Genomic DNA, 23,605 nt, shown 5'->3' on the forward strand with positions numbered 1-23,605 from the left:
GGTACTTCTGCCCGTGGCGAAAGGCCGCGAAAGTACATTAAAGATGCGCTTCGTGCTTGCCTTCGTTCTTGTCGGCCTTGGTGGCGGCCATGATCCGTTCCAGCCAGCCGAGCATAACGGCGGAGACGACGAAGGCAAGGTGGATGATCGTATACCACATCAGCTGCCCATCGGTGTATTGAGCGGCATTGAGGAAGATCTGCAGCAGGTGGATCGAGGAGATCGCGACGATCGAGGATGCGACCTTGATCTTGAGGCTGCCGGCATCGAGCTTTCCGAGGAAGGAAACGTCCGCTTCCGCCTCATCGAAGCGGCTGACGAAGTTCTCGTAACCCGAAATCATCACCATGACGATAAGGCTTGCGACGAGCGCTGCGTCGATCAGGCCGAGCATGGCGAGGATCATTTCGGCTTCGCCCAGCGTGAAGACGTTCTGGGCGACCTTCCAGAACTTGAAGGCAAAGGAAAGCGCATAGACTGCCAGCGCGGCGACCAGGCCCATGTAAAAGACGACCAGCAGCCAGCGGCTTGAGAGGATGATCTTCTCGACCAGCAGTTCCAGCGATTTCATCAAGTGCGCTCCGGCTTAATCAGGGGTGCTTCACATAATAGGCCAGAGGTAGTTCCGGCAAGACCGGATACGCCGTGCTTTGTTGCATTTTAATCACTTGGAGTGGATCACAGAAACATGATTCATAGAGTCATGTTTTAATAATTGACAACGATAGTCATGTTTTCTAATGGCATGAATAAGGCAGATTTCAGCTGCCCGCCACATTTTCGACAGATTTTAAATTGGTCCGCCGTTTCCATCGTGCTTTCGTGCGAGGGGTGATGACGTGCGGCCATATAAAGGGATAGCTATGGCCAGCCGGCGTCTTCGATCGATCCTTACCACCTGCACCGCTCTCGCGCTGCTTTCGATGGCTGCAGAAGCATCGGCGCAGCAGGCCGAGCAGAGCGGAACGGCCCTTGAACCCATTGTCTTGAAAGGGAAAAGGGTAGCCAAGTCAGGTGATGCTGAGAACACTCCCACAGCTACGGAAACGACCGAAGCCCAGCTTGAGAAGAAGCAGGTTCAGTCTATCACTGATCTCGGCCGATCGATCGATCCTGGCGTGAACTTCAACCGGGCAACCAATTCGGTAAATATCCGAGGACTTGAAGGAAATCGCGTCACGACCTTGGTCGATGGCATTCCGCTCAGCTATCTGCGGGACAACGCCCGAGGAACCAGTGGTGGAGCTGACAGTGTAGACTTCTTCTCCCTTGCCACCGTCAATGTCGTTAAGGGGGCAGATAGCAGCCGGATCGGTGATGGTGCGCTTGGCGGAGCGCTTCTGTTCAGGACGCTTGAACCAGACGATCTTATCAGCGAAGGCAAGGATTGGGGCGGCAAGGTCGGGACTGGTTTCGACAGCGCGGATCACAGCTGGTATGGCGGCGCGGCGATCGCAAAGCGGATCGAGAATACCTCCGTTCTGTTCCTTGGAAGCTATAAAAAGGGTCACGAGCTGGACAATCGCGGTAGCGTCGGCGGCTATGGAGGAGACCGTACCAAAACCAATCCGGCTGACTATGATCAGTATAACATGCTGTTCAAGCTGCGTCAGGACGTCGAGGGTGGTCACCGATTCGGGCTGACGGCGGAACGGTTCCGTTTCGACAAGGATATCGACCTGAAACAGGCGCAGACGGCGACCGGCAACTATCGGCCCGGAGGCAAGCATACGTCAGGGGAGGACAACGAGCGTACGCGGGTGTCGCTGGATTACGAGTACGAGGCACCCGGTACCGACGGTCTGATCGACGCCGCCGAAGCAACGCTCTATTGGCAGAAGCAGGAGCGCGTAGCCAGCCAGGATTCGATCCGATTCGGAAGCCTTGCCGGCCCGTTCATACGAAACAATGAAATCTCCGAGGCTGGCTTCGGCTTCAATGGTTTCCTGGACAGCGGCTTTGAAGCAGGATCGGTCAATCATACAGTTACGCTTGGGACGAGTCTGTTCTTCTCCAAGGCGGAGCAGTATTCCTCTGGCGTTGACTCTTGCGACACGATCATCCCGACGCCGTTCGCCTGCAGCATGCTGCACACTAACCAGTCGGATATGCCTGACGTCGATAGCTCGAAGGTAAGTGTTTACGCACAAGACCGGATGGTGTTCGGCGATAGCGGGTTCTCGTTGACGCCTGGTATCCGTTTCGACTGGTACGACCACTCTCCGAAAGACACGCCCGCTTATCTGAGCAATCCTGCAACGCCGGTGCTTCCCAACGGTTCGAGCGACAGCGCGTTCTCGCCCAAGATCCTCGCGGAGTATCAACTCAACAAGGACGTTACCCTGTTTGGTCAATGGGCGATGGGCTTCCGTTCCCCGACTTCCAACGAAATGTACCTGACCTATGGCGGTGTCGGCAGCTATCTGTCGATCGGCAATCCGGATCTCGAACCTGAAACCAGCAACGGGTTCGAAGTCGGTGCACGCCTTGGCGACGACGATTTCGGTGGTTCGGTTAACCTGTTCTACAATCGCTACCGAAACTTTATCGATAGCCGATCCTACTCGAGCGACGAAATCACTGCTGCCGGATATAATCCCGCTGACTTCCCGTTCGGCGTCACCGGTTACCAGAATATTGCCCGCGCGAAGATCTACGGAGCAGAATTCAGCGTCCACAAGAGCTTCGTAAATGGTTTCAACACTCGCGCTGGCCTGGCCTTTACGCGTGGTGTCAACATGGAAACGGACCGGTATCTCAACTCGGTTGCGCCGCTCAAGGCCATCGTCGGCATTGGCTATGCAACCGAGACCTGGGGCGTGGATGCCTTGTGGACCGGGGTAAAGGGCGTCTCAGACAAGTCCACGGCAAGTTTCAAGGCTCCGGGTTACGGTCTGGTCGACCTTACAGCATGGTGGGAGCCGGAGCAGGTCAAGGGCCTGAGCATCCGCGCCGGTATCTATAACGTCTTTGACCGCAAATACTGGGATGCGCTTAACACCAAGGATGCCAACGTCACGGCTGGAGCGGAAGACTACTTCACCGAGCCGGGCCGTTCGTTCAAAATCTCTCTGACCCAGCGGTTCTGAACACAGTTCCTTTAAATGCCTCCAGTCGAGGGCGGTGCGAGTGATCGTATCGCCCTTTTTCTTTTGGATCGGCGGTGGACGCCGAAAGCCTGCTATTCACAGTGCGGGCGGGCTTCGGTAAAGCATGCCACACAAAACGTTCCTATCAGTCGCCAAGAGGGAAGCCGGATGGCAGATGTGAAGTCGGATATCGAAATTGCCCGAGCGGCGAAAAAGCAGCCGATCATTGTCATCGGCGAAAAGCTCGGGATTTCGTCCGACGATCTCATTCCATATGGCCACGACAAGGCGAAGATCAGCGCCGATTTCATTGCTTTACTTGAGGGCAAAAGAGACGGCAAGTTGATCCTCGTTACCGCAATCAACCCGACGCCGGCAGGCGAAGGGAAAACGACGACGACAGTTGGTCTTGGCGACGGACTGAACCGGATCGGAAAAAAGGCGGTCATCTGCGTGCGCGAGCCGTCGCTCGGCCCCTGTTTCGGCGTCAAGGGCGGGGCGGCCGGCGGCGGTTATGCGCAGGTCGTGCCTATGGAGGATATCAATCTCCATTTCACCGGCGATTTCCATGCGATCACGTCTGCGCATAATCTGCTTTCGGCGATGATCGACAATCACGTCTATTGGGGCAACGAGCTCAATATCGATATCCGTCGCATCACCTGGCGGCGAGTGATGGACATGAACGATCGGGCGCTGCGCGAAATCGTCATGTCGCTCGGCGGTGCGAAAAACGGGTATCCGCGCGAAGGCGGCTTCGACATCACGGTTGCCTCCGAAGTCATGGCTATCTTGTGTCTTGCCGAAAACCTCAGCGATCTCGAGCGCCGGCTCGGCCAGATCGTCATCGGTTATCGCTTCGACCGCTCACCGGTCTACGCGCGTGACCTGAAGGCCGACAAGGCGATGGCGGTGCTCCTGAAAGACGCGATGCAGCCGAACATGGTGCAGACGCTGGAAAACAATCCAGCACTCGTGCATGGCGGTCCGTTCGCCAATATCGCTCATGGCTGCAACTCCGTGATCGCCACCAAGGCGGCGCTGAAGCTCGGCGATTATGTGGTCACCGAAGCAGGGTTCGGGGCGGATCTCGGGGCGGAAAAATTCTTCGACATCAAGTGCCGTCAGGCGGGCCTGAAGCCCGATGCGGCCGTCATCGTCGCGACCATCCGGGCGCTGAAGATGAATGGCGGGGTGAGGAAGGAAGATCTTTCTGCCGAGAATATCGAGGCGCTGGTGCGCGGGTGCGCCAATCTCGGCCGCCATGTCGCCAATGTGCGCAAGTTCGGCGTACCGGTGGTCGTCGCCATCAATCACTTCATTTCGGATACGGATGCCGAGATCGCCGCGATCAAGGATTATGTCGACAGGCTGGGCGCCGATGCGATCGTTTGCCGCCATTGGGCAGAAGGGTCGGCGGGTATCGAGGAGTTGGCCTACAAGGTGGTCGAGCTTGCCGATGGTGGACAGGCAAAATTCCAGCCGCTTTATCCGGACGAGACGCCGCTGTTCGACAAGATCCAGACGGTTGCTTCGAAAATCTATCATGCAGGCGAGGTGACTGCCGACAAGGCGGTGCGGGATCAACTGAAGGCGTGGGAGGAGCAGGGTTATGGCAATCTGCCGGTCTGCATCGCCAAGACTCAATATTCCTTCTCTACCGATCCAACCCTGCGCGGCGCGCCGGAGGGGCATGTCGTGCATGTTCGCGAAGTCAGGCTTTCCGCCGGTGCGGGTTTTATCGTGGCGATCACCGGCGAAATCATGACCATGCCCGGTCTGCCGCGGTCGCCATCCGCCGAACGGATCTTTCTCAATGACGAGGGGCAGATCGAGGGGCTATTCTGATAATATTGTTCAGGTCGATTGCCGTTTGAAACGAATATATCAAGCTGTGGGAAAGCATCGCGGGAACCTGAGCTTGAATTCGGAATTGATGATGCGCAGGATGGGCAAAACCGATCCTCGTTCATTTCGTGCGGAGAGTTTCATGTCGATCGTATTTGGGAAATATTCTCTGTCCATCGCCGCAGTCATGGTGTTTGGCGCTGCCGCTGTATTGCCGGCCGGTGCGGCCGATCTCGTTCGGGGCTATTATCCACCGGCGGCAAAAAGCCAGCGGCATTATGTTCGCACGGCTTATGCCAATGAGGAATGCGGTCTGTTGAAGGTCACGCAATCCGGATATTCGCGGATCGTCCGCATATGTTCACCGGTGCTCGATCTGAGGCCTGCTCCGACGAGAGGCACTTCGAGCGGCGATGCCGGCAATGGATCGTCCTTCACTGTTACGCAGCAGTAAGCCCCTTTACCGGCAATAGCGATAACCACCGTTTCGCTCGAGGATGTCCAAGTGAAGATGGTCTTCGTGCGATGCGTCGCTACCTGGTGACAGGACGGTGGTGAAGTGCAGGCATGCTCCGGCAGTGGCGGTGCGCTGGAATGCGCCTTCCAGCGTCGAATCTTCCGTTCTCGGTTTCATCTCGATCTTTTCGCCATTGTCGAGCTTGAAGGCTGCAACATCATAGGCATTGCCGCGAGCGTGTTCGGAAATTTTTCCGGTCGATGCACTGTTTCTTAAACGGCACTGGTAGGTAGAGCCGGGTACGAGGCCGACGATCTTGCGGCCCGGCATGGCGATGGTCATGGCGGGCTGGACCGTGTCTTTCAGCCAGTGGGCCATGGTAAGCGCCGTCTTGCAGCGCATGGTCGCGCCGCCGAGATCGACGCCGGGCAAGACTTCCGCCACATCGATCGGATGCTCGATGCCGCAGCCATTGCCGTCGTCGATAGGATCGTTTGTTTCGAATTTTGCACCGATCGCCTTCAGGTCGGCCAGGCAGGCCTGCAGCTCCTGTGGATCCTCTTTTACGAGAGGCGGGGGAGGCGGCGTCTCGGCCTTTTCCGGTTCGCCTGCCTCATCCTGCTTGCCGTCAGGTTCTGTTTCAGCCTGAGCGGGTTGTTTCTCTGCTGGCTTCTCCGGTGATCCGGGTTCGGCGCCGTCCGATCTGGCGGCCGCGGTGTCGGTTTCGGGCTTGGGAAGCGGTGTGGGAACCTCGGCCTCGCGCGTCGGTTCGGTGGCGGTCGAGGGTTGTTCGACGACTGGGGGCTTGGTTTGGTCTTCGGTCTCCGACTTTGCGGGTGAAGAAGCGGCTCTCTCGTCGGGCTTGGCGAGGTCGGACTGCGCCGGTTTGTTTTCAGCACTATTCGTCTCGGGTGGCGCTGCCTGTTCTTCGGACTTCCGGTTTTCGGCCTCGCCCGGTTTGTCCGCAGGCAAAGGCGTCTCGGGCGTCGCCTTCTGTGCGGTTTCGGCCGGTTTTTGAATGGGTAAGGGAACGGATGCGAGCGGTGGCGGTTTGGGGATGGCATTGCGCGACGTGTTGCGGCTACGGGTTCTCGCCTTCTCTCTGGTCGAAGACTGTTTGCGAATGCCGGTATCCTTGAGGAAGCGGTCGATGACGTTGACCTCGACGATTTCGGCGCTCCTGCCCGGCAGGGCCGGCCGTTCGGGCGGCAAGGCTGCACCAAGCATGAGAGGTGCGGCAAGCGCGATGAGTAAGGTTGACCGCTTCATTCCCTGTCTGTCCTCCGGACCGGTTCTGCACTGTGCTTCGGCGCAACGGATGCCGGGCGAGAGGGGCAACGCGGATCGACCTGTTTTGGTCGCATCACAGGACAATATTTTTGTGCTTGCGCGGTATGTCCTGCCACGCTAACAATTCCGCCCATGACGATTTCGATGAACAACAACGGTAACTGGTGGTGGGCACGCTAACGCGGCCTTGACCAGTCATGTCCATCGACAAGACCAGACCAAGCCGCCCGAGAACCGAGGCGGCTTTTTTATTGGCCGCTTTGCGGGAACCGGGCGAACCAGATCGAAGAGGCAAGGGCATTACAATGGTGACGATCATTCGCGAGGACGGTTCCGAGACCTACGAGACGCGAGGCGGCATAACCGTCAGCCGGGCTCGCCGTCCGGCGGAATATGCAACGGCAATCTCGTCTTATGTCGACAGGCTGGATGAGCGCCGCGGTGCTGTATTCTCGTCGAACTATGAATATCCGGGCCGTTACACGCGCTGGGACACGGCGATCGTAGACCCGCCGCTCGGGATCACCTGCAATGGCCGCAAGGTGTGGATCGAGGCCTATAACGAGCGTGGCGAAGTCCTGCTCGGCTTCGTTGCCGACAGGCTCGCCGGTGTCGAGGATTTGACGCTTGGCGAGCGGACAACCTGCCGCCTCGACTTGACGGTCAACCAGCCGTCCCGCGTGTTTACCGAGGAAGAGCGCTCGAAGATGCCGACGGTGTTTACCGTTTTGCGCGCGATCGTTGACCTCTTCTATTCCGAAGCCGATTCTGCGATCGGCCTGTTCGGCGCTTTCGGTTACGACCTTGCCTTCCAGTTCGACGCGATCAAGCTTGCCATGCAGCGGCCGGAAGACCAGCGCGACATGGTACTGTTTCTTCCCGACGAAATCCTCGTCGTCGACCACCATGCAGCCAAGGCCTGGATCGACCGCTACGATTTCGCCAAGGGTGGCGTGACGACCGAGGGCAAGGGCCAGGACATCGCGCCCGATCCGTTCGTGCGCACGACGGTGACGCCGCCGAAGGGCGATCACAAGCCGGGCGAATATGCCAAGCTCGTCACCGAGGCGAAGGAGAGTTTCCGTCGCGGCGATCTGTTCGAAGTGGTTCCCGGCCAGAAATTCATGGAACGTTGCGACAGCAAGCCTTCCGAGATTTCCAACCGGCTGAAGGCTATCAACCCATCGCCCTATTCCTTCTTCATCAATCTCGGCAACCAGGAATATCTGATCGGCGCATCGCCGGAAATGTTCGTCCGCGTTTCGGGCCGCCGTATCGAGACCTGCCCGATCTCGGGCACGATCAAGCGCGGCGAGGATGCGATTTCCGATAGCGAGCAGATCCTCAAGCTGTTGAATTCGAAGAAGGACGAGTCGGAGCTGACGATGTGCTCCGACGTCGACAGAAACGACAAGAGCCGCGTCTGCGAGCCGGGTTCGGTAAAGGTGATCGGTCGCCGGCAGATCGAGATGTATTCGCGGCTCATCCATACCGTCGACCATATCGAGGGCCGCCTTCGGCCGGACATGGATGCGTTCGACGGGTTCCTCTCCCACGCATGGGCCGTCACCGTGACCGGTGCGCCGAAACTGTGGGCGATGCGCTTCATCGAAAGCCACGAGCGCAGCCCGCGCGCATGGTATGGTGGCGCGATCGGCATGGTCGGCTTCAACGGCGATATGAATACGGGCCTGACGTTGCGCACGATCCGCGTCAAGGACGGCATTGCCGAAGTGCGCGCCGGGGCGACGCTGCTCAACGACAGCAATCCGGAAGAGGAAGAGGCAGAAACCGAACTGAAGGCATCGGCCATGATTTCAGCCATTCGTGATGCGCGCGCCGGCAATTCCGGCAAGGTTTCCCGCGATGTTGCCCGTGTGGGCGAGGGGGTGAAGATCCTGCTCGTCGACCACGAGGACAGTTTTGTTCATACGCTCGCCAACTATTTCCGCCAGACGGGGGCGACGGTTTCCACCGTGCGCACGCCAGTGCCGGACGAGGTGTTCGACCGGATCGATCCCGATCTCGTCGTGCTGTCGCCCGGACCGGGCAATCCGAAGGATTTCGACTGCAAGGCGACCATCAAGGCGGCGCGGGCGAAGAACCTGCCGATTTTTGGCGTGTGCCTCGGCCTGCAGGCTCTTGCCGAGGCTTATGGCGGGCAGCTTCGGCACCTCGCCATTCCGATGCATGGCAAGCCGTCGCGTATCCGGGTGCTGGAGCCGGGGATCGTCTTCTCCGGCCTTTCGAAGGAAGTGACGGTCGGCCGTTATCATTCGATCTTTGCCGATCCGGCGACGCTCGACCGCGATTTCATCATCACCGCGGAAAGCGAGGATGGCACGATCATGGGCATAGAGCATGCCAAGGAACCGATCGCTGCCGTGCAATTCCACCCGGAATCGATCATGACGCTCGGCGGAGATGCCGGGATGCGGATGATCGAGAATGTCGTGGCGCATCTGGCCCGCAAGCGTGAGACGAAGGCGGCGTAAGTTTCGTCGGCCTGTGCAGTAAAAATTGCCCCTCACCCTAACCCTCTCCCCGTAAACGGGGAGAGGGGACGTGCCTCGATTGAGGCGAGGAGAGTGCGGCTCGCGTCCTTCTCCCCGTCCTTACGGGGAGAAGGTGCCGGCAGGCGGATGAGGGCTGCTACAAAGACAGCGGAAGATAATGACCAGCACTGAAAACTCCACAATCGTCATCGAGCCGATACGGGAAGATCATATCGAGGGGTTTCGCGATGCCCTCGACATCGTGGCGCGTGAACGGAAATACCTGATCTTTCTCGAGGCGCCGCCGATCGAGGCAATGCTGGCCTTCGTTAGGGGCAATATCGCCGGCGGTCATCCGCACATGGTGGCCGTAGCGGACGGCAAGGTCGTAGGATGGTGCGATATAAGGCGTGGGAGCCGGGATGCCGAGGCGCATTGCGGCACGCTCGGCATGGGCATCATTCCCGGTTATCGCGACCATGGGCTCGGCAGGCGGCTGATTACCGCCGTGCTCGATGCCGCAAGGGCGGCTGGCCTGCATCGGGTGGAGCTCAACGCACACGCGGACAATTTTCGTGCCATCGCTCTTTACGAGCGGGTGGGCTTCGAGCACGAGGGAATTGCCCGCCATGCGGTCAGGATCGACGGGCATTATATCGACAGCGTCAAAATGGCGTTGCTCTTCGAGTGACAGTAACTCGGCGGCCTGATGATGTTTCGTTGTTGGGCCGGACTTGGCTCAGCCAGGTGACAGGCCCATGGCGCGCGTGGTCTCGTTGACGATGCCGAGGCGCGCCTCGATTACCGCGATCTTTTCCGGCGTATCGGCACAGGACGTTTCAATGTCGATGAACAGCTGCTCGCAGCCGCCCGGCGTCACTATGGCAAACATCTGGCCCGGCTCGTCGCTTATGTTTTTCCAGCTGTGCCGGACGTGCGGTGGCAGGGCCACCACCGTGCCGGGTGGCGCATCGAACTCTTCCTCGCCGCACTGAAAGAGGTAGTGGCCACGGATTACGCGGAAAATCTCGGTTTCGCGCGTGTGCATATGCGGAGCAGGACCTTGGCCGGGCGGCGTAAAGGTTTCCCACATGCCGAAGGCGCCGTTGGTTTCGGCTGCCGTGGCATGAATGACGATCTTCGCGCCGAATGGTGTTTTTGCTATCCGCTCATCGTCCGGGCGAGACACGATCGCCGTCTGAAAGATCGACATGTCTGCCTCCTTTGCTCGTGCCTCTTTTATCATGGAGCTGACTGGCGGTTAATCCTTGCGTTTTACGACCCGAAAATTCATGTCGCTGCGGATGGCAAAGCCGAGCGAGCGGTAGAGGCCGACAGCGCCTTCGTTGTGCTTGTAGGCATGGAGATAAACGGTTTCTCCGCCGGCAGAAATCTCGCCGGCGACGAAGCGCAGCATCAGTTTGCCGAGACCCTTGCCCTGGCAGTCCGGGTGGACGCAGAGGCCGCTCAATTCGGCAAAACCCGGCTGACGCATGCGCTGGCCGCCCATGGCGACGAGCCGGCCATCGATGCGGATACCCCAGAAGGTGCCGAGCGACTGCGCTCTCAGGGTGAACGGGCCGGGCTTGGTCAGGGTTGCGAGCGCCAGCATATCGGCTGCATCATGTTCGCCCAGTTTTACGATGCGAGGGTCTTCGATACGCTCGAACGGCTTGTCGGCCAGCATCTGCACCAGCGTGGCATCGATGATGGTCTCAAAACCGGGGAGGGCGGGGATCAGGCCCGCTTCTACGAGAGCCATGCTTTCGCCGGCCAACGGCAGGGCCGTGATTGTGGCGATGCTTTCCGACGTATCGTCCTGCATCGCGGCGAAGGGCACGATTGAGGGGGCGTAACGTTTGGCGAGCGGGGTGCCTTCGGCGAAGGCCGAATGGACGGTGGCCAGTGCGTTCCAGGCTGGGCGATCGAGGAGATGGGTCATTTCGTTTCCTTGTCTTTATTCATGCGCTCGATCAGCGGGCGGTGCTTGAGGCCGTCTTCGATGGATGCGAGTTGCTCCAGGAAGGAGCCGTCGAGATCGGTGCAAAGGTTTCTGACGGCGGCTTCGACGCCCGGCCAGACCTCGCGGGTGGAATAGTCGACGAGATCCTGTCCTGCCTTGGTCAGCGAGACCTGCTTGCGGCGCTGGTCTCCATCGCTGACGGACAGGTCGAGCAATCCTGCCTCCGCCAACTGGCCGATCGTGCGCGTGGCGCCCGGCTGCGATATGCCAATGACATCGGCAAGTTCCCCGACCGTCAGCGGCCCGTTGCGGTCGATCGCTGCAAGAAAGGGATAATGTGCTGCAGGCAAATCGATGCCATGCTGCTGCATGATCAGCTGGGTATTGGCCTGCACCATTTCCCCGAGGCGGCGAAGCCTCGTTCCCAAGGTAAGGTAACCGAAGTCTTTGACGATGTCGTGAGGCATGCATACCTCTCCATGATTTTGTATAACTAGTTATATAAACTGTTATGCTTTCTTGCAAGGAGATTTGATCCTGAAAGCGCTTTGACAAAACCGACGCTCTGCGGCATATGCTCACTCATCCGAAACCGCTGCTGCGAGACCGCTCGCCGTGGCGGTTTCGTCGTTTCAGGGCATGGCTTCTGCAAGTCATTCTCACCAGCAAAAAGGCGTCTGGATAATGGCGCAGCGAATGAAGGACAAACCGGTGAACACGGCGCTTAACAAAGATCGAGCCATCATCGAGCGGCTCGCATTCTGGGGTATTCCCATCTCGATCGGGGTGATGGGGCTCAAGATGCTGGCTTGGTGGGTGACGGGTTCCGTGGCGCTGCTTTCCGACGGCATGGAATCGCTGGTCAATGTCACGGCCGCATTCATTGCGTATTTCGTCATCCGATACGCGCAGCGGCCGGCCGATCACGACCACCAGTTCGGCCATCATAAGGCGGAATATATCTCGGCGGTTGTCGAGGGTGTGTTGATCATCGTCGCTGCTATCCTGATCATTCAGGAGGCCTGGGGTGCACTCTTCTCGCCGGAAGCCATGCAGGCACCATGGCTGGGACTTGCGATCAACGCCGTCGCGGGCGTCATCAACGCCATCTGGGCGACGATCCTAATCCGGGTCGGGACGGCACATCGTTCTCCAGCACTGGCGGCTGATGGTCATCACATCATGTCGGACGTGGTGACGTCGGCGGGTGTCTTTATCGGTCTGATCCTCGCGGTTTTTACCGGTTATGCGATCCTCGATCCGCTGCTCGCCATTCTCGTTGCGATCAACATTCTCTGGCAGGGATACAAGGTGATCTCGCATTCACTTGGCGGGTTGATGGACAAGGCGCTGGAGCCGGATGAAGAAGCGGCGGTGCGCGATGCGATCACGGCGCATTCGGCTGGTGCGCTCGGGGTTCATGACCTCAGATCCCGGCGGGCAGGAGCGGCCGCCTTCATCGATTTTCATCTGGTCGTACCGGCTTCGATGACGGTCGGCGAGGCACATGATATCTGCGACCGCTTGGAAGATGCGATCAAAGAGGCTATTCCCGGCGCCACACTGGCCATTCATGTGGAGCCCGAAGGCGAGCGCGCCCATGGACAGAAGGTCGAAGTCGAAGGACATACAAGCCTGGAAGGAATGGGCGAATGACGATGACGGATGTCAGCGGGCTGTCGCAGCTCGGAAAACAGGTAGACGCACCGAAGAGCCCGGAAGAGGCCGTGCTGGAGCGTGTGCCGAACAGCAACCAGGGCATGGATTACGTGACGCGCTTCACCGCGCCGGAATTCACTTCGCTCTGCCCGATGACCGGCCAGCCGGATTTCGCCCATATCGTCATCGACTACATTCCCGATGCCTATCTGGTCGAATCCAAGTCGCTGAAGCTGTTTCTGACCTCGTTCCGCAATCACGGCGCCTTCCACGAGGATTGCTCGGTCTATATCGCCAAGCGGCTGGTCGAATTGCTTCAGCCGAAATGGCTGAGGATCGGCGCTTACTGGTATCCGCGCGGTGGCATTCCGATCGACGTGTTCTGGCAGACGGGCGCCGTGCCGGAAGGCGTGTGGCTGCCGGATCAGGGCGTACCGACCTATCGCGGACGTGGGTGAAGAACGGTCCGGCGCAGCCGGAGCAATCGATCCAGTGAATCGATTGCAGTGACGAACGCACCGAGCCAAAGCGAGGGGCTGGGATAGGCTGCCGCATTGGCGGAATAAGAAAGCGCCGGAGCATCACTGCCCGGCGCTTTCTCGTTGGTGGCTTTATCGATCAGACGTCGAAGCTATCGTCGTTACTGTCGAAGTCGCCATTGTCCTGATCGGCATCGTCATTCGAATAGCCGGCCTGCTGCCAAGCGTCGTTGTCATTGTCGTTGTTGCCATCGTCCGACTTGTCCGATGCCTCGCGTATCGCGTCGTCGCCATAATAGTTGTTGACGACGGTTTCCTCGACTGCCGGCTGCTCGGAGGCACCGAAGGAGCTGGCGCCGGCGAGCGGGTTGCCGAGACCTGCGCCCGCCATGTGGTTGCTGAAAATGCCTGACAACGAATTGGCAAGCAGCATGCCGCCGGCGACCCCGGCTGCGGTGCCGAGTGCGCCGGTGAGAAAGCTGCTGCCGGCTGACGGTCCGCGAGAGGTGCTGCTGTTCCATGGCCCGGATGGTTGAGGGGCGGATGCCTGTGAGCCATAAACTGGAGGAGCGCGGTAACCATCGTCGTAACCGCGAGGGCCTTCGTAGGTCGGACGGGCGCCCCACGGACCGGAGGTTGGAGCGGACGATTGCTGGACCGGCGCCTGGGCGCGCGATTGCTGCGATCCGAAGATCGAGCTGAGGAAGCCACCGCCCTGTTCCGCCTGGCGATTTTCGCCCTGCGCGGCTTCCAGCTCATGGACGCGGTCTTCCAGCTCCCGGATACGGTTGGATGCCGCTTCCAACCCCTTTTCCTGAACGACAACCGCTTGGGCCAGATAATAGGTCGCGTAGGGCTGTTTGCGGGTTTCCTGATCGATCAAGTCTTCCGCATCCCGATCCCGCGGTGTTGCCGAGGCGGTACGGACGCGTTCGAACAGGGAATTGAGAAGCTGACGTTCTTCCGGTGACATTCTTGCCTCCTTGGGCATTTGGGCTGTCCAAGGAGGTAAGCGGCGATTGCGGCATTTCAAATCGCCGCAAGATTAAATCTCGGTAATGCGCAACTCTCTGTTTGGTGCGATTGCGAAGGCAGGACAGGGTTCAACCTTTGCCGGAATTGCTTCAGCCCCCAAATGCAAGCGACAGGCCGAGAAGCGCGGTGATGCCGCCGAGAATGCGGGCGACATAAGGGCTGAAACGCGAGATGCCGAGGCCTGCGGCAATGCCGGCGAGGTGCAAAAACGCAGTTGCGATGACAAAGCCGGCGCCGAACTGGAATGCGCCTGCAGAACCGAGTTCACCGCCATGGGCATGGCCGTGGAAAAGAGCGAAGACGGCGACGATTGCAGCACAAACGGCTGTCGGCAGGCGAACGGCGATGGCGACAAACAGGCCGAGGGCGATGACGGAGGCCAGGATCGCGGGTTCTACGAAGGGAAGTTCAATGCCCGACAATGCGAGGGCAAAGCCGATCGCCATCGTGCCGACGAATGCCGAGGGAACGATCCAGAGCGCCTTCCTGTTGCCACCTTGAGAAATCTGGGCAGCCCAAAGTCCGACCGCGACCATAACGAGGATGTGGTCCATGCCGAAAAGCGGGTGCGAGAAGCCGGCCATGAAGGAGCCATGCTCTTCCGGATTGAGATGGGCAAAGGCGGGTGCTGTCGCTGTGGCAAAAATGGCGGCGGAGAGCGAAAGGCGTCTAAACATTATGGTCCCCTCAGATTCTGTCTGACTTTAAAATATGATCGAAGATAGGGCGCAGAGCTTTCCGATGTCCATCACAATTGCCAACTGGTCGCCGAAGGTTTCTACGTCATTCACCTTATAGGCGGCCTTAGTCGTGGCTTGCTGCCACTCTCCATTGTTTTGTGGCCGCGAACACATTATGTCCGATGTTATGAATCCCATGCAGGAGACACTGACTGTGCTGAACGACGAAGACGACAACGACGACAAGACCAAGGAATTGCCGCTCGGCAAGGAAACAGAGGCGAATCTTTTCAAGTCGCGCTCGATCTTCATCTACGGTCCGATTACCCAGGAACTGGCGCAGAAGGTCAATACGCAGCTCGTTGCGCTCTCCGCAGCCAGCGACGAAGATATTCGCATCTATGTGAACTCCCCCGGCGGCCACGTCGAATCGGGCGATTCCATCCATGACATGATCAAGTTCATCAAGCCGAAGGTCTGGGTTATCGGAACCGGCTGGGTGGCTTCCGCAGGCGCGCTGATCTATGCAGCCGCGGCGAAGGAACGCCGTATCTCGCTGCCGAACACGCGCTTCCTCATCCATCAACCGTCCGGCGGCACGCGCGGCATGGCATCCGATATCGAGATCCAGGCACGCGAAATCGTCAAGATGAACGAGCGCCTGATCAAGATCTTTGCCAAGGCCACCGGCCAGACCGAAGAGAAGATCGCCAAGGACATCGACCGCGATTACTGGCTCTCTGCCGAGGAAGCCGTCTCCTACGGTCTGGTCTCGAAGATCGTCACATCTCAGAGCGAAATCTGAGATAGCGCTTCGGATCATTGAAACACAAAAGCCCCGCCAGCTTGCCGCTGGCGGGGCTTTTGTGTTCAAGGTTTGCAAATCTTTCATCTTGCAAGATTGGAGCCGGAGGGCGCCTAAATGGCTTGCCTGCACGGTTACCCGTCGGCACATTGCCGCGTCTCCCAGTTTTCAACGAAGGTTATGAACTCGGCAGCGGCAAGGGGCTTGGAAAAAGCGTAACCCTGCAAGACGTGGCATCCGAGGCCGCGCAGAATTTCAATATGTTTGCCGGTCTCCACACCCTCGGCAACGATCTCGATATCCTGCGACCGCCCGATTTCGATGATCGAGGCGACAAGTCTGCGCTGGGATGCAGAATCCTCGATCGGCGAGATCAATTTGCGGTCTATCTTCAATCGCTTCGGCCCCAGCTCGATCAGGCTCACGATCGAGGCGTGACCGGTGCCAAAGTCGTCGATTTCGATGTCGATACCGAGCGACTTAAGCCGAGTGATTGCCGTACGCAGGTCTTCATCGTGGTCATCGAATGAGATGGATTCCAGAAGCTCGAAAGACAGGCTGCCCGGAGAAAACTGCAGGTCTGCCAGCCGGTCGAACATGCGGCCGTCCTTTATTCTCTGCGCCGATATGTTGACCGAAAGATGCGGCACATCCAGACCGAGCGCCTTCCAGCGAACGGACTGGAAAAGCGCCTTTTCAAGAATCACGGCATCAAGATCGGCTGCGCGATTCAGGCTTTCGGCAATATCGAGAAAGCGATCAGGTGCAAGAGTGCCGCGTTGCGGGTGTTGCCATCGCGCGAGTGCCTCGACGCCGACGATCTGCAACGTCCGTGCATCAAACTGGGGTTGGAAATAAGGGATGATCTGATCGTGCTCCAGTGCCGTCAGGAACTCGTCCGACATCGTTTTGCGAAGCACCGCAGCCATACGCAGTTCGTCGGAAAAGATCTCGAAGCGGTTGCGCCCGCGTTTTTTAGCTTCGTAGAGGGCAATGTCCGCATTGACGAGAAGTTCGCGAGGCTCCTCCATCGATGCCGTCTGGCAGGATATTCCAGCGCTGCAGCCGATACGGCACTTGTGGCCGCCGATTTCTATCGGCCGGGCAAGCGACCTGACGATTGCCTGCGCAAGTTCGCGCGATCGACGTTCGACGCAAGGGCCGCTGGTGGCGATGACGAATTCGTCACCGCCTACGCGTGAGGCGAATTCATCCGGTGTGACAAGGTCGAGGAGACGTGCCGTTGTCTGCCTCAAAACCTCGTCGCCAGCGGCGTGGCCGAACGTGTCGTTGACTTCCTTGAAACGGTCGAGGTCCACGTGGATGAAGGCCAATCGATGGCTCTTTTCCGCCTTGCCGCTACCCGCTTCCATGAACTGGTCCAGAAAGCGCCGGTTGGGGAGGCCGGTCAGAGCATCATGGAGGGATTGATGTTCCAGCGTCCGGCGCGTCGCCCTGAGCTGTGTATTCTGTTCTTCTGCCCGAGAACGCGCCTCGCGCAATTCTGCTTGCAGCAGCATATCCTTGGTCACATCCCAATTCGCACCCACGATCCGCATTTCACGGCCTGCCGTGCTATAGACCCTGCCATTTGCACGGATGTATCTTATCTCTCCGGTCGGAGACACGATGCGGAATTGAGTGATGTAAGGAACGCCTTCAGCCACCGTCTGGAGCAGTTCTTCCTGTGCGGCTTGAATGTCGTCCGGGTGGATCGTTTTTTTCCAGTCTTCATAGAAAAATGCGTCCCGATCCGGTGAGCCATAGTACATTTCGCGCATCCGGCGATCCCAGATAAGCTTTCCGGATTCGGGATGGTATTCCCACACGCCAATGCCGGAGGAGTCGAGGGCAAGGCCGAGGCGATGTGAGACTTCCTCCAGTTCCTCCTCACGCTGCTGCAGTATGATGAGATTACGGTGCCGCTGCCTCATCAGCAAACCAGCCCATATCAGCGGCGCAATGATGCCGATGGCAACCATGGCGGCGTAGATCCGGGATACGAAAATTGCCGGTGGTTCCTGAAGCCATCCCCCTTTGGGGACCGCGGCAAGGTACCAGGTGTCGTATCCGAGTTCGATGCGCGTACGCACCGCGTCGTCGACGAAGACTGCGGGATCGCCCACAAAGACATCCTTGACGGAGGGTTGCGGTCGGCGCGCGATAGCTATGTTGAGCGTCTGTTGATCGGAGTTTATATTGCTGTCCCGATACAAGCGCTCGGCGTCGATCACGGCCGAGACAACACCCCAGAAATGACCGTTTCCAATAGAAAATACCGGATAGCGTGCCAGCAGGCCGTGCCCGCCCTGCATGAGCTTCACCGGACCTGCAATTGTGGTCTTGCGCCGTTTTATGGCTTCGAAAACAGAGCCGGACTGTTTCGGGTTGGCGTTATAGTCCTGCCCGATCAATTGCTTGTTTTCATCGAATGGATAAACGTTCTGCACCACGAGGTTTGGAGCCGCTACGACGTTTCGCAATTGCGACGGGACACTGAAGATACGTTCGGACAGGGCGCTGAATTGCGCTTGGGTCATATTCGGATTGGCGGCGATTGCTGCAACAAGTCCCTGAATGAGGTTTACGTTGCCGTGAATTTGTGTTTCCAGGCGAGCGGAAACCTGCGCAAGGCGCTCGGAGGCAACAAGTCTTTGTTCTGCCAGAAAGCGCTCATGCTCTTCGTTGTCCGATTGAACAAATCCGATGGCGACTGCAGCAATGACAACGATTGCGGGAATAAAATAGCTCAGGCCAAAAGCCTTCTGGATCGGCCGCATCGATTTGTCCGAATGAGAAAAAGTAGCCATCGAATATTCCGGTCTCATGATGGCAAAGAGTTGCAGAGAAACTTTAATATTATGCTTTTCTAACCGTCATTTGGCGTGAAATATGGTCACTTTACTGTAGACTGAATATCGCTTCAGTGATTGTCTGCATCCATTCCGTGTTTTGTTTTTCGCTGCGCGCTACAGTTTATGGACTGGACCGTGCAAACCCAGAGGCGCATACTTTCCTGCCGGGAGGTTTGGCGATGAAGGACGACGGATACAATCAGTTTTGCCCGATCGCCAAAGCCTGCGAACTTATCGAGCCGCGCTGGACATTGCTGCTGCTTTCCGAAATGTGGTCCGGCTCAACGCATTTCAACGAAATCCGCCGCGGCGTGCCCGGTATGTCGCCGACGCTGATGTCCAAGCGACTTAAGCAAATGGAGGTAAGCGGGCTGGTGACCCGCTCGGCAAACGAGCGGACCGGCGAGATCACCTATATCACCACCAGGATTGCAGACGAACTTGGCCCTATCGTTCGGGAGCTTGGTCGCTGGGCACACCGGAATGTCGACGCCGATGTGACGCTCGAAAATCTCGATGCGCGGCTTTTGATGTGGAATATGCGCCGCAAGATCGATGCCGAAGCGCTGCCCAAGCGCAGGCGCAGCGTTATCGAGTTCAATTACCCCGAGCTGCCTCGGGAGGAACGTCACTATTGGCTGGTCAACAAGCCGGGGCAGCCGATCGACCTTTGCCTGATCGATCCGGGTTACGATGTCGATCTTTATGTCACCGCCGAACTGAAGGCGATGACGGCGGCGTGGATGGGGCTTTCGGGCCTGAAGGCGGAGATTGAACAGGGGCGAATTTCATTGATCGGCGACGCAGACATCGCCTCGCGGATTGATGACTGGATGGTGCGCAGTTCTTTTGCCACCTGCTGATCCGGTGCATTTTCTGTATCGGGTCCGGTTCATTTTCTACACTGGAGCAACCGGCATAGACTGAAGCATCCTCCAATTATTGCCCGCGTCATTGGGCTCTTCGACATGGGAGGAAAGACAATGCAGACAGCAAATCTGGACCTTGCGCATCCCGCCGCGCCAGCGGGAGCGGATTTCAACGCGGTCAAGGCGCGCCAGCAAGGCGCCTGGGCTTCGGGCAATTACGCGGTCGTCGGCACGACCCTGCAGATCGTCGGCGAGAGGCTTTGCGAGGCGCTTGATCTGAGGGCCGGCGAAACGGTGCTGGATGTCGCTGCCGGAAACGGCAATGCGACGCTCGCAGCGGCACGGCGTTGGTGCATCGTCAGCTCGACCGATTACGTGCCGACGCTTCTGGAACAGGGCAGGCGGCGCGCCGAGGCGGAAGGGCTCAGCGTCAATTTTCAGACGGCCGATGCCGAGGCGCTACCCTTTGCCGATAATCACTTCGATGTCGTGCTTTCCACGTTCGGAGTGATGTTCACGCCGGACCAGGAAAAAGCGGCTTCTGAATTGCTGAGGGTATGCCGCAGGGGAGGGCGTATTGGTCTTGCGAACTGGACGCCGGACAGTTTCATCGGGCAGGTGTTCAAGACGATCGGCCGGCACGTGCCGCCTCCGGCAGGCCTGCGCCCACCCTCGCTCTGGGGGACAACCGATCGATTGAACGAACTGTTCGGGTCTGCAGCAGGCGTTTCCGCAAGCCGGGAGACTTTCGTCTTCCGCTACCGTTCTCCAGGCCATTGGGTCGAGGTGTTCCGCACCTGGTACGGGCCGGTACACAAGGCTTTCAGTGCCTTGCCAACAGAGAAGCAGGCCGTTCTGGAAAGAGACCTGCTTGACCTCATCGAAAGCTTCAATCGGGCTGAGGATGGGACGATGGTAGTACCCAGTGACTATCTCGAGGTCATCATCGCGAAGCGTTGATGACCGGCGGGCCGGCGTCTGCAAACGAGGATGCAGGCGTTTACGGCGCCGTGTGCCGATTGCGGCGCACGGCGCCGGCCAGCTGTTCCAATTGCGCACAGGTGTTTCAATTCGATAAGAAAAGGCTGCCTGTTAGGCCGGGCTTAACTGTGTAGCCCGTTTGTCCGGGAAAATGACGCGTTATTGAAAATCTGAGCGGGTGAGGCTGTTAGGCTGTGGGTGGGAGGAACTTGGAGGATAGCCACTCAAACAGGAGCAGTTTCAATGACGAACTCCATTTCGAATGCGCTCGGTGTCGCACTTTATTACAGCGCAGGCTCGACTGCCTGGTTTTCCGCAACGGGCTCCGGACCGATCCAGTACGGGACTGCAGGCAATGACTCCATGTGGGGCGACAGTTCCGTCAACGTCACGATGACGGGTGGAACAGGTGACGACATCTACTACCTCTATTCCAGCATCAATCGGGCTGAGGAAAAGCCTGGCGAAGGTGTGGACACGATTGATACCTGGATGAGTTACACTCTTCCGGAGAATTTCGAGAATCTGCGGGTAACCGGCGACAACCGTTATGCTTTCGGTAATTCCGCCGACAATATCATCCGAGGCGGATCGACCCGCCAGACGATCGATGGCGGGGCGGGAAACGATGTGCTGATCGGTGGCGGTGGCGCCGATACGTTTATTATTTCCAAGGGCAACGGGACCGATCTCATTACCGACTTCAGCGGCGATGATACGATCCGGCTCGATGGTTACGGCGTCACGTCATTCGATCAGCTGATCAGTCAATCCTCCCAGCAGGGGACGAATCTCTGGCTCAATCTGGGCAATGGCGAAAGCGTCGTCTTGGCCAATACGACAGCTGACGATCTCAGCGCCGACCAGTTCGAACTCAACCTCGATCGATCGAACCTGACGCTCACCTTCAACGACGACTTCAATTCGCTTTCCCTGTACGATGGTCAGGACGGTGTGTGGGAAGCGAAATACTGGTGGGCGCCTGAAAAGGGGGCTTCGCTGCATACCAATGGCGAGCAGCAATGGTACGTCAATCCTCTATACGGACCGACAGCGTCAGCAAATCCGTTCTCGGTGACAGACGGCGTGCTGACGATCCGGGCAGAACAGACACCCGATGCGCTTTCCGGCGAAGTCGAAGGTTACGACTACACGTCCGGCATGCTGACGACCCATGCGTCCTTCGCGCAGACCTACGGCTATTTCGAAATCCGCGCCGACATGCCGGACGAGCAGGGGGCATGGCCCGCCTTCTGGCTGTTGCCCGAGGACGGCTCATGGCCGCCGGAACTGGACGTGATCGAAATGCGCGGACAGGACCCGAATACCTTGATCCTTTCGGCTCATTCGAACGAAACCGGTAAGCAGACTTCAGTCATCAACAACGTTGCGGTGGCCGATACGGAAGGGTTTCACACCTACGGTCTGTTGTGGGACGAGGATCACATCACCTGGTATTTCGACGATGTAGCGGTGGCGCAGACGGATACTCCCGACGACATGCACGATCCGATGTACATGATCGTCAACCTGGCGATCGGCGGCATGGCGGGCACACCTTCGGATGGGCTGCCCGACGGGTCGGAAATGAACATCGACTATATCCGCGCCTATTCGCTCGATGACCTAGAGGCAACGAATGCCGCATCCGCTGCACAAACCAGCGAGTGGCTTCTCTGACCGTGTTTGTCTTCGGCGAACGGTTTTGACGTGACGAGGCTTGCAAGGGGCTGAGGATTTTGATCTGCAGGGATCAGATTTCCACCCCTTGCCAGGCTTTTCGGATACCCATGCTCAAGGACTTTTCTCCCTCGGCACTGACGATGGGGCTGCTGACAGCCTTTGTCGGTTTCGTCAGCTCCTTTGCCGTCATCATGCAGGGCCTTCAGGCGATGGGCGCATCGCCTGAAGAGATTGCGTCGGCGCTGCTGGCCGTCTGCATTGCGCAAAGCGTGCTCACGGTGTTCTTTTCGCTTCGCCACCGGATGCCGATCATGATGGCCTGGACAACACCCGGCGGTGCGCTTCTGGCGGCGACCGGCGCGATCGAGGGCGGGTTTCCTGCGGCGGTCGGGGCCTTCGTGCTTTGCGGCGTGATGATCACTCTTTCCGGCCTGTTCCGGCCGCTCGGGCAGATGATCCGCAAGATCCCGGCGCCGATTGCCAATGCGATGCTGGCCGGCATTCTTCTCAGCCTCTGCCTTGCGCCGGTAAAGGCCGTCGCCTTCAATGCCGCGCTCGGGCTGCCGATCGTGCTGACCTGGATGGTCGTGGTCTCGCGCTGGCGGCTCTGGGCGGTGCCGGCGGCGCTCGGTGCCTTCGCGCTTGTGCTGGTCTTCGGCGTCGATCTGCCCGATGACGTGTTCGGCCAGATCGGCGCTGCGATCCATCCGAACCTGATCTGGGTGCCGCCTCTCTTCACCTGGCACGGATTTATCTCGGTGGGGTTGCCGCTGTTCATCGTCACCATGGCATCGCAGAATATTCCGGGCATCGCGATCCTGAAGGCACATCACTATGAGCCGCTGCCGGGACCGCTGTTCGCCTCGACCGGCATATTCTCGACCATCATCGCTTTCTTCGGTAGCGTGCCGGTGAACCTTGCGGCGATCACGGCGGCGATGTGCGCCAGCGAGGACGCGCATCCCGACCCCAAGCGGCGCTATTGGGCAGCCGTTATCGGCGGAGCGACCTATACGGTGCTCGGGCTGATCGCCGGGGGGATTATCGCCTTCGTCTCGATGGCACCACCGATTCTGTTGCAGGCGGTCGCGGGCCTCGGATTGATCGGCGCATTTTCGAATGCAGCCTTTGCTGCATGGCGCGAGCCCGAGACCCGCGAAGCCGCTGCGATCACCTTCCTCGTCACTGCTTCGGGCGCCACATTTGCCGGGATTTCCGGGGCTTTCTGGGGGCTTGTGGCCGGTGCCGTGATGATCGGCCTTTCTAAGGTGATGAAGAAATCCGCCTGACCGGAGGCGTACCGGAAGCGCGAAAGCCGTTCTTGCCGGATGGCTGATGTATCGCTATACATCTCCCCATGACCATGACAGGCGCGATCATGTTTGACCGTTTTGCCGCCCGCAGCACCGCTGCCGGG

At 58.7% G+C, this 23,605-nt stretch carries 21 protein-coding genes; 12 read left to right on the forward strand and 9 right to left on the reverse strand.

Going from position 1 to position 23,605, the window contains the following annotated elements:
• Positions 1-37: 37 nt before the first annotated feature.
• Positions 38-571: a TIGR00645 family protein gene (locus JZX87_RS17235; RefSeq protein ID WP_183685211.1), complete on the reverse strand. Its 534-nt coding sequence runs from the start codon at positions 569-571 to the stop codon at positions 38-40.
• A gap of 292 nt (positions 572-863) precedes the next feature.
• Here JZX87_RS17235 and JZX87_RS17240 point away from each other — a divergent pair, with 292 nt between their 5' ends.
• The 3 genes from JZX87_RS17240 to JZX87_RS17250 all read left to right on the forward strand — a co-directional run bounded on the left by JZX87_RS17240 (position 864) and on the right by JZX87_RS17250 (position 5,391).
• Positions 864-3,089 carry a TonB-dependent hemoglobin/transferrin/lactoferrin family receptor gene (locus JZX87_RS17240; protein WP_206826972.1) on the forward strand — a complete coding sequence of 742 codons (2,226 nt, stop codon included), beginning with the start codon at positions 864-866 and terminating at the stop codon, positions 3,087-3,089.
• A 168-nt stretch (positions 3,090-3,257) separates the two neighbouring features.
• Positions 3,258-4,937, forward strand: coding sequence for a formate--tetrahydrofolate ligase (locus JZX87_RS17245; protein ID WP_206826974.1), 1,680 nt, complete (start codon positions 3,258-3,260; stop codon positions 4,935-4,937).
• 142 nt (positions 4,938-5,079) lie between these two features.
• The gene (locus tag JZX87_RS17250; protein ID WP_148145635.1) at positions 5,080-5,391 is read left to right on the forward strand and encodes a hypothetical protein; all 312 of its coding nucleotides are present in this window, start codon (positions 5,080-5,082) and stop codon (positions 5,389-5,391) included.
• Positions 5,392-5,397: 6 nt separating this feature from the next.
• Here JZX87_RS17250 and JZX87_RS17255 read toward each other — a convergent pair whose 3' ends face one another.
• Entirely contained in the window at positions 5,398-6,663 is a 1,266-nt protein-coding gene (locus JZX87_RS17255; RefSeq protein ID WP_286194816.1) for an extensin-like domain-containing protein, read from the reverse strand.
• 94 nt (positions 6,664-6,757) lie between these two features.
• Positions 6,758-7,003 carry a hypothetical protein gene (locus JZX87_RS17260; protein WP_206826976.1) on the reverse strand — a complete coding sequence of 82 codons (246 nt, stop codon included), beginning with the start codon at positions 7,001-7,003 and terminating at the stop codon, positions 6,758-6,760.
• Between JZX87_RS17260 and JZX87_RS17265 the strand changes: the two genes are divergently transcribed.
• Together JZX87_RS17265 and JZX87_RS17270 are read left to right on the forward strand one after the other, a co-directional pair.
• The gene (locus JZX87_RS17265) at positions 6,990-9,179 is read left to right on the forward strand and encodes an anthranilate synthase (protein WP_206826978.1); all 2,190 of its coding nucleotides are present in this window, start codon (positions 6,990-6,992) and stop codon (positions 9,177-9,179) included. The two genes, JZX87_RS17260 and JZX87_RS17265, sit on opposite strands and share 14 nt — an antisense overlap.
• A 178-nt stretch (positions 9,180-9,357) precedes the next feature.
• The gene (locus JZX87_RS17270) at positions 9,358-9,870 is read left to right on the forward strand and encodes a GNAT family N-acetyltransferase (RefSeq protein WP_206826980.1); all 513 of its coding nucleotides are present in this window, start codon (positions 9,358-9,360) and stop codon (positions 9,868-9,870) included.
• Between the two features lie 48 nt (positions 9,871-9,918).
• On the opposite strand, the gene JZX87_RS17275 is transcribed toward JZX87_RS17270, so the two are convergent.
• The 3 genes from JZX87_RS17275 to JZX87_RS17285 are packed head-to-tail and all read right to left on the reverse strand — an operon-like array spanning position 9,919 to position 11,609.
• Positions 9,919-10,392 carry a cupin domain-containing protein gene (locus JZX87_RS17275; RefSeq protein WP_206826982.1) on the reverse strand — a complete coding sequence of 158 codons (474 nt, stop codon included), beginning with the start codon at positions 10,390-10,392 and terminating at the stop codon, positions 9,919-9,921.
• A 48-nt stretch (positions 10,393-10,440) separates the two neighbouring features.
• Complete coding sequence (locus JZX87_RS17280) at positions 10,441-11,121, reverse strand: GNAT family N-acetyltransferase (RefSeq protein ID WP_206826983.1); 681 nt, start codon at positions 11,119-11,121, stop codon at positions 10,441-10,443.
• On the reverse strand, positions 11,118-11,609 hold the full coding sequence (locus tag JZX87_RS17285) for a MarR family winged helix-turn-helix transcriptional regulator (protein WP_183821363.1): 492 nt from the start codon (positions 11,607-11,609) through the stop codon (positions 11,118-11,120). Before JZX87_RS17285 ends, JZX87_RS17280 begins: the two co-directional genes overlap by 4 nt.
• A gap of 229 nt (positions 11,610-11,838) precedes the next feature.
• On the opposite strand from JZX87_RS17285, the gene JZX87_RS17290 reads away from it, so the two are divergent.
• Together JZX87_RS17290 and queF are read left to right on the forward strand one after the other, a co-directional pair.
• Entirely contained in the window at positions 11,839-12,798 is a 960-nt protein-coding gene (locus JZX87_RS17290; protein ID WP_206826984.1) for a cation diffusion facilitator family transporter, read from the forward strand.
• The gene (gene queF, locus JZX87_RS17295; protein WP_183989854.1) at positions 12,795-13,259 is read left to right on the forward strand and encodes a preQ(1) synthase; all 465 of its coding nucleotides are present in this window, start codon (positions 12,795-12,797) and stop codon (positions 13,257-13,259) included. The genes JZX87_RS17290 and queF overlap by 4 nt, the downstream gene beginning before the upstream one ends.
• 160 nt (positions 13,260-13,419) lie before the next feature.
• Here the strand turns inward: queF and JZX87_RS17300 are convergent, their stop codons facing one another.
• Together JZX87_RS17300 and JZX87_RS17305 are read right to left on the reverse strand one after the other, a co-directional pair.
• On the reverse strand, positions 13,420-14,253 hold the full coding sequence (locus JZX87_RS17300) for a DUF2076 domain-containing protein (protein WP_183821365.1): 834 nt from the start codon (positions 14,251-14,253) through the stop codon (positions 13,420-13,422).
• Positions 14,254-14,404: 151 nt separating this feature from the next.
• Positions 14,405-14,992: a HupE/UreJ family protein gene (locus tag JZX87_RS17305; RefSeq protein ID WP_206826985.1), complete on the reverse strand. Its 588-nt coding sequence runs from the start codon at positions 14,990-14,992 to the stop codon at positions 14,405-14,407.
• A gap of 178 nt (positions 14,993-15,170) precedes the next feature.
• Here JZX87_RS17305 and JZX87_RS17310 point away from each other — a divergent pair, with 178 nt between their 5' ends.
• Positions 15,171-15,800 (forward strand): ATP-dependent Clp protease proteolytic subunit, encoded by a 630-nt coding sequence (locus JZX87_RS17310; protein WP_246435729.1) that lies wholly within the window; start codon positions 15,171-15,173, stop codon positions 15,798-15,800.
• Positions 15,801-15,934: 134 nt separating this feature from the next.
• On the opposite strand, the gene JZX87_RS17315 is transcribed toward JZX87_RS17310, so the two are convergent.
• Entirely contained in the window at positions 15,935-18,610 is a 2,676-nt protein-coding gene (locus JZX87_RS17315) for a bifunctional diguanylate cyclase/phosphodiesterase (protein ID WP_206826986.1), read from the reverse strand.
• A gap of 224 nt (positions 18,611-18,834) precedes the next feature.
• On the opposite strand from JZX87_RS17315, the gene JZX87_RS17320 reads away from it, so the two are divergent.
• The 4 genes from JZX87_RS17320 to JZX87_RS17335 all read left to right on the forward strand — a co-directional run bounded on the left by JZX87_RS17320 (position 18,835) and on the right by JZX87_RS17335 (position 23,477).
• A complete protein-coding gene (locus JZX87_RS17320; RefSeq protein ID WP_148145624.1) occupies positions 18,835-19,518 on the forward strand; it encodes a winged helix-turn-helix transcriptional regulator in 684 nt (227 codons plus the stop codon).
• Between the two features lie 120 nt (positions 19,519-19,638).
• A complete protein-coding gene (locus tag JZX87_RS17325) occupies positions 19,639-20,484 on the forward strand; it encodes a class I SAM-dependent methyltransferase (protein ID WP_206826987.1) in 846 nt (281 codons plus the stop codon).
• Between the two features lie 264 nt (positions 20,485-20,748).
• Positions 20,749-22,185, forward strand: coding sequence for an endo-1,3-1,4-beta-glycanase EglC (gene eglC / locus JZX87_RS17330; RefSeq protein WP_206826988.1), 1,437 nt, complete (start codon positions 20,749-20,751; stop codon positions 22,183-22,185).
• A gap of 110 nt (positions 22,186-22,295) precedes the next feature.
• Positions 22,296-23,477, forward strand: coding sequence for a benzoate/H(+) symporter BenE family transporter (locus JZX87_RS17335; RefSeq protein WP_206826989.1), 1,182 nt, complete (start codon positions 22,296-22,298; stop codon positions 23,475-23,477).
• Positions 23,478-23,605: the final 128 nt, after the last annotated feature.

This window comes from Agrobacterium sp. Ap1 (genome assembly GCF_017313375.1).
GTDB classification, from domain to species: Bacteria; Pseudomonadota; Alphaproteobacteria; order Rhizobiales; family Rhizobiaceae; genus Neorhizobium; species Neorhizobium cellulosilyticum.